Origin of the sequence: Blautia sp. JLR.GB0024, assembly GCF_037000545.1 — a bacterium.
In the GTDB taxonomy this organism is placed as follows: Bacteria; Bacillota; Clostridia; order Lachnospirales; family Lachnospiraceae; genus Blautia; species Blautia celeris.
The window spans coordinates 70,001-82,755 of the sequence record NZ_JBANBF010000003.1; the positions used below are offsets into that span (position 1 = coordinate 70,001).

At 49.4% G+C, this 12,755-nt stretch carries 12 protein-coding genes; all 12 read right to left on the reverse strand.

Features of this window, described 5'->3' with window-relative positions; translation table 11 throughout:
* Window positions 1-20 precede the first annotated feature (20 nt).
* Complete coding sequence (locus V8Q34_RS08490) at window positions 21-248, reverse strand: hypothetical protein (RefSeq protein WP_033144209.1); 228 nt, start codon at window positions 246-248, stop codon at window positions 21-23.
* A gap of 88 nt (window positions 249-336) precedes the next feature.
* Window positions 337-1,713, reverse strand: coding sequence for a DNA repair protein RadA (gene radA, locus V8Q34_RS08495; RefSeq protein ID WP_033144210.1), 1,377 nt, complete (start codon window positions 1,711-1,713; stop codon window positions 337-339).
* Window positions 1,714-1,831: 118 nt separating this feature from the next.
* Window positions 1,832-2,245, reverse strand: coding sequence for a hypothetical protein (locus V8Q34_RS08500; RefSeq protein ID WP_033144211.1), 414 nt, complete (start codon window positions 2,243-2,245; stop codon window positions 1,832-1,834).
* Between the two features lie 122 nt (window positions 2,246-2,367).
* Window positions 2,368-4,830, reverse strand: coding sequence for an ATP-dependent Clp protease ATP-binding subunit (locus V8Q34_RS08505; protein ID WP_103732514.1), 2,463 nt, complete (start codon window positions 4,828-4,830; stop codon window positions 2,368-2,370).
* A 15-nt stretch (window positions 4,831-4,845) separates the two neighbouring features.
* Window positions 4,846-5,214 carry a GntR family transcriptional regulator gene (locus V8Q34_RS08510; protein ID WP_033144213.1) on the reverse strand — a complete coding sequence of 123 codons (369 nt, stop codon included), beginning with the start codon at window positions 5,212-5,214 and terminating at the stop codon, window positions 4,846-4,848.
* Between the two features lie 139 nt (window positions 5,215-5,353).
* Window positions 5,354-6,628, reverse strand: coding sequence for a phosphoribosylamine--glycine ligase (gene purD, locus V8Q34_RS08515; protein WP_148393741.1), 1,275 nt, complete (start codon window positions 6,626-6,628; stop codon window positions 5,354-5,356).
* A gap of 20 nt (window positions 6,629-6,648) precedes the next feature.
* On the reverse strand, window positions 6,649-7,275 hold the full coding sequence (gene purN, locus V8Q34_RS08520) for a phosphoribosylglycinamide formyltransferase (protein WP_256139813.1): 627 nt from the start codon (window positions 7,273-7,275) through the stop codon (window positions 6,649-6,651).
* Between the two features lie 78 nt (window positions 7,276-7,353).
* Window positions 7,354-8,379, reverse strand: a complete 1,026-nt coding sequence (gene purM, locus V8Q34_RS08525) for a phosphoribosylformylglycinamidine cyclo-ligase (protein WP_103732512.1) — start codon at window positions 8,377-8,379, stop codon at window positions 7,354-7,356.
* 165 nt (window positions 8,380-8,544) lie between these two features.
* Window positions 8,545-9,045 carry a 5-(carboxyamino)imidazole ribonucleotide mutase gene (gene purE, locus V8Q34_RS08530; protein ID WP_033140980.1) on the reverse strand — a complete coding sequence of 167 codons (501 nt, stop codon included), beginning with the start codon at window positions 9,043-9,045 and terminating at the stop codon, window positions 8,545-8,547.
* A gap of 290 nt (window positions 9,046-9,335) precedes the next feature.
* Complete coding sequence (locus V8Q34_RS08535) at window positions 9,336-9,917, reverse strand: hypothetical protein (RefSeq protein WP_146051786.1); 582 nt, start codon at window positions 9,915-9,917, stop codon at window positions 9,336-9,338.
* A 196-nt stretch (window positions 9,918-10,113) separates the two neighbouring features.
* A complete protein-coding gene (locus V8Q34_RS08540; RefSeq protein WP_227211295.1) occupies window positions 10,114-12,165 on the reverse strand; it encodes an aminopeptidase in 2,052 nt (683 codons plus the stop codon).
* The gene (locus V8Q34_RS08545) at window positions 12,158-12,748 is read right to left on the reverse strand and encodes an HD domain-containing protein (RefSeq protein ID WP_335835228.1); all 591 of its coding nucleotides are present in this window, start codon (window positions 12,746-12,748) and stop codon (window positions 12,158-12,160) included. Before V8Q34_RS08545 ends, V8Q34_RS08540 begins: the two co-directional genes overlap by 8 nt.
* Window positions 12,749-12,755 lie beyond the last annotated feature (7 nt).

The window sequence follows — 12,755 nt, forward strand, 5'->3', positions numbered from 1 at the left end:
ACTGGTGTCAACAATAAATTTCATTTTTTGATAATTTTATATATTATCCTCCTCATCCTTAACCCAAATCCCCATTTTTTCATATGTTCTGAACCATGCCGAAGCATAAACTTCTCCCTCCAGTCACCATATAGCTCCACATATGTACAATTAACAACATTTTCTCTGCACCGAATCCATACTGCTGTCAGCATCGCCTTTTCAAAGCCGCGTTTTCTATATCTCTTTCTTGTACTGGCAGGCTCCACATTTTCACCCTTTCATTCTCCTATACAGAGACCGACGCTTGTATCCATCTCTTCCCAGAGATGGATACAAGGATGCACAGCTCATATCTTATATATATCCCATCACATCTTTCAGATTCCCCACTCCGATCAGACGAATCTGAAACTCTCCCTGCAGCCCTTCCAGATTTGCCTTTGGCATAATGCAGGTGGTAAATCCCATTTTTTCCGCTTCCTTCACCCTCTGTTGTGCCTGACTGACTCCCCGCACTTCACCGGACAGGCCCACCTCACCGAAGATCAGGGTATCCGGGTCCACAGTCCTGTTCTTATAGCTGGATATGATGGCTACCACGATTCCCAGATCAATGGCCGGTTCCCCCAGTTTCATGCCACCTGCCAGATTGACGTATGCATCGCAGTTTCCAAGCGCCAGACCTGCGCGCTTCTCCAGGACTGCCATCAGCAGGTTGACACGGTTATAGTCTATGCCTACGGAAGTCCTTCTGGGAAGGCCAAAGTTTGTCTTTGTCACCAGCGCCTGGATTTCTATCAGGATTGGACGTGTTCCCTCCAAAGAGCACACTACTACTGTCCCGGAGGCATCTGTGGGGCGCCCGTTCAGCATAACCTGGGAGGGGTTTTTCACCTCCACCAGGCCGCGCTCCTGCATCTCAAACACACCGATTTCATTGGTGGAGCCGAAACGGTTCTTTACACTTCTCAAAATCCGGTAAGAGGCATGCCTGTCCCCTTCAAAATAGAGCACGGTATCCACCATGTGTTCCAGAACTCGGGGACCGGCAACACTTCCGTCCTTCGTCACATGACCTACAATAAATACGGAGATACCGCTGCCCTTTGCGATCTTCATAAGTATGCCTGTGGATTCCCGGACCTGTGAGACACTGCCCGGCGCGGATGATACCTCCTCATTATACATGGTTTGGATAGAGTCAATGATTACTGCCTCAGGCTTCTCATTTTCTATGGTCGTACTGATGGTCTCCAGGTTCGTCTCACAGAGAAGGCGCAGGTTCTCATTAAATTCCCCGATACGCCGTGCCCGCATTTTAATCTGCTGCAGGGATTCCTCCCCTGATATGTAGAGAATCTTATGCCCCAGATCTGAAAGAAGCTTGCACACCTGCAGAAGAAGGGTTGATTTTCCGATACCCGGATCTCCGCCCACCAGAACCATGGAGCCCTGGACCACGCCGCCGCCCAGAACCCGGTCTAATTCATCCATTCCGGTCTTTACCCGGTTGTCCTCACGGATGTCAATCTCGGAAAGCTTCACCGGCTTGCCTGCCCGTCCTCCCGGACTGCCTGCTGTTGCCTGCCCGGAGCTTTTTTTCGCCCCCTGTGAAACAGTCTCCTCCACAAAGGAATTCCACTCCCGGCATCCCGGGCACTGCCCCATCCATTTCGCAGATTCATATCCGCAGTTCTGGCAGAAAAAAACGGTTTTCTTAGCCTTTGCCATATCTTAATCCTTTCTGTTTTCCTTCCGTCAAATTTTCGCGTAAAATTGAAAAAGGGCCGGAGCACCACACTCCGACCCGCTGATTTTTAAACTGCTGCCCGTTCGGACAAAATCCTTTTTACAGTTTCCTGATACTTACAGATACCTGCTCGGACTGCTCAAGCTCAACGCTGAAGGACAGCTTGCCGCCCAGATTTGTCTTCATCTGACCTGCATTTACTCCATCTATGGTAATTGCATACTCTGTATCTTCTTCCAGTTCCACGGTGATCTGCGCATCTTTGGGGCCCTCTACCAGAAAGCTCATGCCATCCTCCACTACATCAAGATCCAGAACTGCAGTTCCCGGAACAGATTCATACACGAACATGCCGTTGCGCTCCAGCTTTGTAATTTCATTATATGTCTTTACTTTATACATATCTCCGTCATGCTCAAAGTCGGAAAGTTTGGATTTTGCTGCCAATTCATAATTTCCAAAGCTGATTTTACCGTTTTCCTCTGTTCGTATTAACTCTTTTACTACTGACATCTCAATGTCCTCCCACTTATGTCTTTCACCGGGGCCTTGATACCCTCGTGCCTTCCGGTGTCTTTGGTTATATTTCTCAATGGAAACCTTATATGCATGTTACCATAATTCGTAATCTTTTTCTAGTCATTCGACGGATTTACCACAAATTTTATTCCCTGTTTAGAAATGCCCAGAGTCACCTCATCGCCCTCTTTAATCTTCCCTTCCAGGATCTCCTCTGCCATGACATCCTCAATCTTGTTCTGGATAGCCCGTTTCAGCGGTCTTGCGCCGTACTTTGGATCAAAACCTTCTTTCGCGATGAGCTCTTTTACGCTGTCCCGCACCTTTAAGGTGATGTTCATCTGGTCCCTGCAGCGTTTGATCAGATCCTTCATGAGGATTCCCACGATCTTCTTGATCTCTTCTTTGTTGAGGGTGTGGAAGACGATGATCTCATCGATACGGTTCAGGAATTCAGGCTTGAACATGCGTTTTACCTCTTCCATTACCCCTTCCTTCATCCTTCTGTAATCCTGCTTTTCATCTTCCACGGCTCCGAATCCCAGCTTTTTCGGCGCTACGATGGCCTGGGCACCTGCGTTGGAGGTCATGATGATGATGGTCTCCTTGAAATCCACTTTCCTTCCCTGGGCATCTGTAATATGGCCGTCGTCCAGCACCTGGAGCAGAATATTGAACACATCCGGATGTGCCTTCTCGATTTCATCGAAAAGGATGACGCTGTAAGGATTCCTGCGGACCTTCTCACTGAACTGGCCACCCTCCTCATAGCCCACATATCCCGGCGGTGAACCGATCAGCTTGGAGACGCTGTGCTTCTCCATATACTCGGACATATCCACACGGATCATGGACTGCTCGCTTCCGAATACCGCCTCTGCCAGCGCTTTTGAAAGCTCTGTCTTTCCTACGCCGGTGGGGCCCAGCAGCAGAAAAGAACCAATGGGGCGCTTGGGGTCTTTGAGTCCCACGCGTCCTCTCTTCACCGCTTTTGCCACTGCGGATACTGCTTCATCCTGGCCGATGACACGCCTGTGAAGGATATGCTCCAGACGGGCAAGGCGTTTTGACTCACCTTCCGCCAGCTTTTTGACCGGTATCTTTGTCCAGTCCGACACCACCTCGGCGATGTCCTCTTCCTTTACCACCAGCTTCTTATTCCTGCACTGCTTTTCATACCGCTCACGGGCCTTATTCAGCTCTTCCTCGGCTTTTTCCTGCTCCGCCTGGAGTTCCTTCGCCAAATCAAAATCCTGGGCTTTCACGGCCTCCTCCTTGGCTGCGTAGATGTGGCGGAGATGGTTCTCTGTCTGCACAATACCCTCCGGCGTCTTATAACCGGCAAGCTGAACCTTGGATGCCGCCTCGTCAAGCAGGTCTATGGCCTTATCCGGAAGGAACCTGTCATTGATATACCGAATGCTCATGGTCACGGCTGCCTCTATGGCTGACTCCTCAATGACTGCCCCATGATGCTTTTCATAATAAGGCGCAAGGCCTTTTAAGATTTCCACGGCCTCCTCCTTGGATGGCTCCTCCACCATGACCGGCTGGAATCTCCGCTCCAGTGCAGCGTCCTTTTCAATATATTTTCTGTATTCATCTATGGTCGTGGCGCCGATGAGCTGAATCTCTCCTCTGGAAAGGGATGGTTTCAAAATATTGGACGCATCCAGTGCCCCCTCCGCGCCGCCTGCGCCGATAATAGTGTGCAGCTCGTCGATGAACAGAAGGATTCCCTTATTGTTCATGACTTCCTGTACTACTTTTTTGATTCTCTCTTCAAATTCTCCTCTGTATTTGCTGCCTGCCACCATACCGGACAAATCCAGCACTACCACACGCTTATCCAGCATGTTCTCAGGCACAAGTCCCCACACGATCCGCTGTGCAAGTCCCTCTGTGATGGCAGTCTTGCCCACGCCGGGCTCACCGATCAGGCAGGGGTTGTTCTTGCTTCTCCGGCTCAGGATCTGGATGATCCTTGAAATTTCCTTTTCCCTGCCGATGACAGGGTCCAGTTTCCCGTCTGCAGCCATTTTGGTAAGATCGCGGCTGTATTGGTCCAGGGTGGGTGTCTGGCTTCCGGTGGATGCCTTCATCAGATTGCCGCTCTGCAGATCCTCCTTTGGAATCATTTTATCCTTGCCCATGGCCTTCAGCACATCCAGATAGAGCTGCTGTATATTGATTCCCAGTGTGTGGAGAAGTCTGGTCCCCACACAGTCATATTCCTTCAGCATGGCGATCAGAATATGCTCCGTGCCTATGACGCCGCCGCCGAAATTGCCGGCTTCCTCTCTGGCGTTATCAAGCACCTTCTGTGCCCTCGGTGTATATCCCTGTGGATTTTCAAGTGCCACATCCCCCTGGGGGGCGATCAGTTTATCGATCAGCGCCAGCAGCTTCATCTCCTCCACGCCGGCTTCCGCAAGGACAAGTCCGGCTGTTCCCGCCGTCTCCTTCAGCAGTCCTGCAAGCAGGTGCTCGGTGCCCACATAGTTGTGGCTGCGTCCCTCGGCAGTTTTCTCAGCGGCTTTCAGCGCATTTACTGCCTGCTTTGAATAACGTTCTTTCATGCAAGTCTCCTTATTTTACTCATATTCTTCATAGATTTCATCTATCAGCTCATGGACCTCTGCCCTGGAAATATTCCGGCAGCTTCCTTTTGCCAAAAGAACCCTCAGTTCTTCCTTCATCTCCTCCAGGGCACGTATCTTATCCGCATCTATGGAAATGACAGCGCCTCTTCTCCTGTCGATCGTGACAAACCCCTCCTGCTTTAAAACCGAGTAGGCTTTATTTACCGTATGCATGTTAATGCCTATGGTGTCAGCCAGTTGTCTGACAGAAGGAAGATTTTCACCCTCCTGAAGCTTGGAGGTGGCAATTCCCAAAATAATCTGATTACACAGCTGAACGTAGATTGCTTCCTCACTGTTGAAATCGATCTCTATCAACATCCTTCCACCTGCTTTCTCTTTTGGAATTTGTTATATATAGGATAGCACAAATAAAGACGTTGTTCAAGTGGATGGGCAAAAAAAGGAAACGCCCGGCGTATGCGGCGTTTCCTTTTCCTTTGTATCAATTGCTTTCCTTTTATGCCTCGTCGATTGCTTTGCCGATGTCACTGCGCATGTATTTGTTGTCAAAATCGATCCACTGAACTGCCTTGTACGCATTGGCACGGGCTTCCTTCAGATTTGCTCCCTTTGCGGTCACTCCCAGCACACGGCCTCCGTTTGTAACGATCTCACCGTCTTTGAAGGCAGTTCCGGCGTGGAACACATAGTAACCGTCCTTGTCTTTGAAGGTATCCAGCCCCTTGATGGGATATCCCTTCTCATAAGATACCGGATATCCGTCAGAAGCCAGAACCACGCAGACTGCTGCATTATCCTCAAACTGCAGGTCGATCTCATCCAGCCTGCCGTCCACACATGCCTCGAACACTTCCACAATGTCATTTTTCAGTCTCGGAATGACAACCTGTGCTTCCGGATCTCCAAAACGCGCATTGTATTCCAGAACTTTTGGCCCCTTCTCTGTGAGCATGAGTCCGAAGAAAATAATTCCCTTGAACTCTCTTCCCTCAGAAGCCATTGCGTCCACAGTGGCCTGATAGATGTATTTTTCACAGAAATCATCCACTTCCTTTGTATAGAAAGGACTTGGGGAGAAGGTTCCCATGCCGCCTGTATTCAGGCCCTGGTCTCCGTCTTTTGCGCGCTTGTGGTCCTGAGCGGAAGTCATAGTCTTGATCGTCTTGCCATCCACAAAGGAGAGCACAGACACTTCACGGCCAGTCATGAACTCCTCCACAACCAGTGTGTTGCCTGCGGAGCCGAATTTTTTATCCAGCATAATGGTTTTGACGCCTTCCTCTGCCTCCTCCAGGGTGTTGCAGATCAGCACGCCTTTTCCAAGCGCAAGGCCGTCCGCCTTCAGAACAATGGGGAACTCAGCCTTTTCACGCAGATACTTTAAGGCCTCCTCTGCATCCTCAAAATTCTCATAGCCCGCTGTGGGGATATTGTATTTTTTCATCAGGTCTTTTGAAAATGCCTTGGAGCCTTCCAGAATGGCGGCATTTTTTCTCGGGCCGAATACACGCAGACCCTCTCTCTCAAATACATCTACAACACCGCCTACCAGCGGGTCATCCATTCCCACAACTGTAAGGTCAATAGCGTTTTCCTTAGCAAATGCAGCCAGCTTTTCAAATTCCATGGCTTTTATATCTACACACTGGGCATACTCCGCAATTCCCGCATTGCCCGGTGCACAGTAAATCTTGTCCACTTTGGGGCTCTGTGCCACTTTCCATGCAATGGCATGCTCTCTTCCGCCGCTTCCGATAATTAATACTTTCATATTGCGCCTCTTCCTTCCGTTCACTCTTTTGTTTTCACAATACCGTCTTCCACAATTATCCTGCCGTTTGCGATCAGATCAATGGCTTTTGGCATAATGACCCACTCTGCCTCCTCCATGACTCTTCTCTGCAGGATTTCCGGGGTATCCCCTTCGTTTACTTCCACTGCTTTCTGCAGAATGATCGGGCCTGTGTCTGTACCCTCGTCCACAAAATGTACCGTGGCACCCGTCACTTTCGCACCTCTTTTTAAGACAGCTTCATGGACTTTGAGCCCGTAATAGCCGGTTCCGCAAAAAGCAGGAATCAGTGCAGGATGGATGTTGATGATCTTATTCGGAAAAGCTTTTACCATGATCTCGGGGATCACCACAAGGCAGCCTGCAAGAACGACCAGATCCGGCTTGTAGGACTGCAGGGTCTCAAGAAGCGCCTGATTGAAGGCTGCTCTGTTCTCATAGTTTTTCGGGGATACGCACAGCGCGTCAATTCCATGTGTTTTGGCGCGCTCCAGCGCATAGGCGCCGGGATTGTTGCTGATAACCACGGAAATCTCCGCATTCGTAATTGTTTTCTTGTCAATGGCATCTATTATGGCCTGCAGGTTTGTACCGCCGCCGGATACCAGAACTGCCAGTCTCAGCATTGTCTTACCAGCCTTTCTCCATGAGTTGAAAGCCCGCAGACTGCCTGTCTATGCAGGAATCTGCGGGAACTTATCATACTACACTAATTTAACGTCTTTGTCTCCTGCCTCGATGCGTCCGATGACATAGGGCGTCTCGCCTGCTGCCTTCACAGCTTCCATGGTCTTCTCCACATCTGCCGCGTCCACAGCCATCACCATACCGATACCCATGTTGTAGGTGTTGTACATCATTTTCTCGTCAATCTCACCTTTTTTCGCCATCAAAGTGAAGATCGGAGGGATTGGGTAGCTGTCCTTTTCGATCACTGCGCATACGCCGTCTTTCAGCATTCTGGGCACGTTCTCATAGAATCCGCCGCCTGTGATATGGCTGCAGCCCTTGATGCGGACGCCGGCTTCCTTTACGCTTCTCAATGCCTTAACATAGATCTTAGTCGGTGCGATCAGTGCCTCACCCAGGGTTTTGCCCAGCTCGTCATAGTAAGTGTCCAGAGACTCTTTTGTCATGTCGAACACTTTTCTCACAAGGGAAAATCCATTGCTGTGCACACCGGAGGACGCCATGCCCACAAGTACATCGCCGTCTTTTAACTCCTTGCCTGTGATCAGGTCTTTTTCATCTACAACGCCCACAGCAAATCCTGCCAGGTCATATTCATCTTCCGGATAGAATCCGGGCATCTCTGCTGTCTCACCGCCGATGAGGGCTGCATTTGACTGCTCACAGCCTGCCGCCACACCTTTGACGATCTCAGCGATCTTTTCCGGGTAGTTCTTGCCGCAGGCAATATAATCCAGGAAAAACAGCGGTTCTCCGCCTGCGCACGCGATATCATTTACGCACATAGCCACACAGTCAATTCCCACTGTGTCATGCTTATCCATTATGAAAGCCAGTTTCAGCTTGGTACCCACACCGTCTGTTCCTGATACCAGAGTCGGTTTCTCCATGTTCTTAAATGCATCCATGGAAAAGGCACCGGAAAATCCACCGATATTGGTGAGCACTTCCGGTCTCATGGTCTTTTTAATGTGTTCCTTCATCAACTCTACTGATTTGTAGCCTGCTTCAATATCTACACCGGCATTCTTGTAATCCATATTCATCCTCCAAAGGTTCTGTATTAATATTCGTAACTATTCAGCCCGCTGAATCGTTACGGGTATTCGCCCATTAAAAATCGCTTCGCGATGGGGCGAATACCTGCCGCCACTACTCTTTTGCACGGTCAGCGCAGTAAATGCGCAGACCTGACTAAACAGTTACTAATATTCTTTATATCCAACTTCCTGCAGTCTTGCATCTTTTGCAACGACCTGGTCTTTCAGCTCTTCTTTATAGTCTTTTAACTTCTGCAGCAGTTCCGGGTCGGAAGTTGCTAAAATCTTGGCTGCCAGAATACCGGCATTGGCTCCTCCGTTGATTGCAACTGTTGCAACCGGAATTCCGGACGGCATCTGTACGATGGAATACAGGGAGTCTCTTCCTCCTAAAGATGTGGTGTGCATGGGGATACCGATAACCGGCATGGGGAAAATCGCTGCACACATGCCTGGAAGGTGAGCTGCCATTCCTGCACCTGCAATGATGACTTTGAAATCTTTCTCCTCCGCTGTCTTTGCGTACTCAAAGAACACATCCGGTTCTCTGTGAGCTGAAATGATCTTCATCTCATACTCGATTCCAAATTTTTCCAACATGTCTGCTGCTTTTTTCATAACAGGCATATCGGAGTCACTTCCCATAACAATTCCAACTTTTGCCATGACTTTATCTCCTTTATTTTTGAATTTTGTTGTTGCTGGATTACGGGAATGCCAGAAGCAGTCCCGTGATAACAAGCTGTGCCCCGAAGATTTGCGGACCACAACGCTTACTTTCATCTTTACAGAACAATTTTACATAGAGTTCTAAATATTGTCAACCTCATATCTCATTTTTGATGGCAGCTTATAGGGGAAAAAGGCGGATTTTCACATAAAAAGGAAGCCGTTTTTCTCCGGCTTCCCAAAAATGTACAGGCTGCAGCCAAAAGTACAAGTCTTTCTCTGTCCTGTCAGTGTGAAATCTCTGCGCTGTCGGGGTTCATGGTATCTCCCTCGTATGTAACGGTAACCGTATCCCCAATCTGGTAAGAATCATCAAAACCGGAGAGTATGCCTGTGTCAAATCCGTAGACACCGCCGTCCGCTTCCATAATTCCCAGGGTGGAACCACTGATATCCTGAATGATACCGGTCACGGTCTGCGGGCCTCCGGGTTCTTCTGTACTATCATCCGTATCATCAGTGCCGGCAGTGTTATCCTCACTGTCAACATTTTCTACCTGTCCAGACGCTTCCTCCCCGGTATTGTATTCCTGCTGCCCGGATATTCCCGCGCCGGATTGGGCATCTGTCCCCTCTTCCTTCTTCGGCGATGCATCTTCTTGCTCCCCGTCCCCGGAAGTATCCGGCTTTTTCACTGGCTTTACCACCGTCTGCTCTTTTCTGTCCTTCGTTTTCTCTGTCCCATCCACCCCAGCCTCTGTCTTTTTTTGTGTATCTTTATCCTCCGCTTCGTTTTTTCCACATCCTGCCCCAAGTACGGATACTGCGAGCAGCCCTGCAAGCACAATTGCCGCTATACGTTTCTTCATAAATATTACTCCCCTTTTTCCCATGTAAATATTTGTCTCACAACATCTTCTTCCTCATTATACTGCACAAACAAAAGCAGAAAGCAAAATGTACATAATCGTCGTGATTTTTGACATAATCGTACAGAAATACATGTTTTTTTACAAAAGGAGGGCCGGGTCCGACATCTGCGGCCCGGCGTATGAAAAAGAAACATCACTCATCCAGCACCCGGTTCAGTTCCTCAGTCCCCGGCAGTACAAAACGGCTGTCTTTTATGATCGGTATCCGGCTGCCGTCCCTTTTCACCGCTGTGATCTCTCCCAGCTCCTCATAAGGAATGGTAATATCCGTATGGCATCCGAAGTAGGCTTTGCCCGCATCGATCCTTCTTAAAACAGACACTTCATTGTCCCTGGCAATGATCTCTTTCCCGTCGGGATTATACACTGCGGTATCCTCAGACCAGCTGTAGCAAGTATCACCCACTGCAAAGTGCGGTCCCATCTTCTCCGCAATGAGAATAGGCAGAATGTCCTCAATCCGGTATTTCTTAGCCATCACATAGGCCGTGGTGTTAGTGCCGATGGCAAATTCCCCCAAGGGCAGCATATCGTGGTGGAACAGGATATTTTCCTTAATATAATCCCTGTTCTCCTCCTCTGTCTCAAAATTGGCGCAGATATAATCTGAAACTTTCCCATCCCGGAAAGTTATCTCCAGATTCCTGTAATACAAGCCGTCCAGATACACGCCTGACACGTGCAGCACACCGTTCGTTCCATGAAGAACCGGGCTTGTGAAGACTTCCCCCACAGGGATGTTCACATCTGCCAAACAGTTTTCAAAATTCGTCTGTTTTTCCGGATCTGTAAGGTCATGGAGGCGCACCGTCATATCCGTCCGGTTGCCGCCCCTGCCCTTGATCCTGACCTCGCACCCTTCATCCAGGGCATCAATAAGCTTCTGCTGGATTCCCTGATACAGACGATAGTCAAGGGTGTTCAGGCGCACGGTTTCCCGGAAAATATCCCCGAATTTCTCACCTATCTCACAGACCGGATAGGCAATGATGGTAAAGCTGCGCTCTTCCCCCTTGATATAGCGGTTCACGATCTGTCCCGCCTCATTGTCATAGACCACCTGCAGTTTCTGCTGGTGGGATGACAGGGAAAAGGCCTCCTTTTTACTCACGGGAGTAAAAGGTGTTTCCCCGAAGGTCTCTATAACAGCCGGGCCTCCGTGGGTATTGGCAAGGTCTTTTACCTGCTCATAAGCCACCTGCATAACACGGAGCTTACGCTGTACAAACTCCTGGTTCAAAAACAGCGCCGCGTCATCCTTGTGGTCATAATCATACTGTTTATTTGGAATTGCCCCGTAATAGCCAATCCTGTGGTGCTGCTTTTTATTCACCGCATGGACGGCGCTCCGGTAAATCACAGGCTTTAATCCCATGTCCTCAAACTGGCGGACAGCCGCTCTTACCATGCGCTCAAAGCCAAGCTGATAACGGATATTCACACTGTTCTTTTTGGAAATGTCTTTTCTCCCGTTGATAAACCCGATCCTGTAACCTTCTGTAAAGGTACGGGCCATGGCCTCTGTCTCCTCCTCAGAAAAACGGTTCAGATATTCTGCCATGGCGATTTCATTCTCTGTCACATACTCCCCGTACTTATACAAATATCTGGAATCTGTAAGGTCACTGTCACAGACAATGCGCACAGCAAAATCAAGAGAAGGGTCCACCGCTTCCCGGATTCTTCTCCCAACCATCTCCTCACTGTAATCACTCACATACCAGTACAGGGTATCTCTTATCTCCTGCGCAGGCACTGTCGGCTCCTCCAGCAAATTGTAGATCTGCACATAAAGCTCCATGAGCACCGTCATATCAAAGAGGCGGTCCTCATAGGCATAGACAACGATCCCCCGCACCTCTGCTGCCAGAAAGGAAAGAAGCCTTCCGTACTCCTCCTGGAGCATACGCACCGCATAGGCCGGATTCGCGTAGGACGTCTCATAAGCTCCGGGCAGTATCCTGCCGTAAAGCTCCTCATTGTTCTTCTGAAGTTCTGAAAGGGCAGCATGTTCCAGCCATCCTTCCCTGATCTTCTCATGAAGGGTGAGCACATAATTCAGGTAGGATGTCATCTCATGAAAAAAGCCGCAAAATCTCTCCGGCACATCCATCTCCTGCTGCATTTCCCGGATTCTTCCCTTCACCAGTTCAAAACGTTCCTCCAAAAATGTATCCCTACTCATCTCTCAGATTTCCTTTTTCCACATTTTTGTCAAGAATGCCGTTCACATACTCCATCAGCAGCGCAGAGCCCTGTGCGGTTCCCGCATTCCTTTTCATGACCTGTGATTTCTTGATCTCATGCTCTTTCCAGGACTTGCCGTCTGTGGCGTCATTGAGCATCAGAGGCTGCACACAGTCAAGGGAGTGGGCGAATTTTGCCTCCGGTGTCTCGGAAGCCTCGAACTCCTCCCACAGATCCATCATCTTCTCCGCCTGGTCTTCCGGCAGCAGCCCGAAAATGCGTTTTGCCGCCTTCACCTCACGCTCCCGCTTATCCAGATGGCCGGCATCGTCATAGGCATAGGTATCCCCTGCGTCAATCTCTACAATATCGTGTATGAGAACCATGAGCATGGTCCTGGCAATATCAATCTTCTCATTGGCGTGCTCTGACAGAAGTGCTGCCATCAGCGCCAGATGCCAGGAGTGCTCTGCGTCATTCTCCCTGCGGATTCCGTCTGACAGGTAAGTCTGGCGGCGGACAAATTTACTCTTGTCAACCTCCAGCATAAATTCCATTTGTTTTTTTAATCTATCGTCCATATTTCCT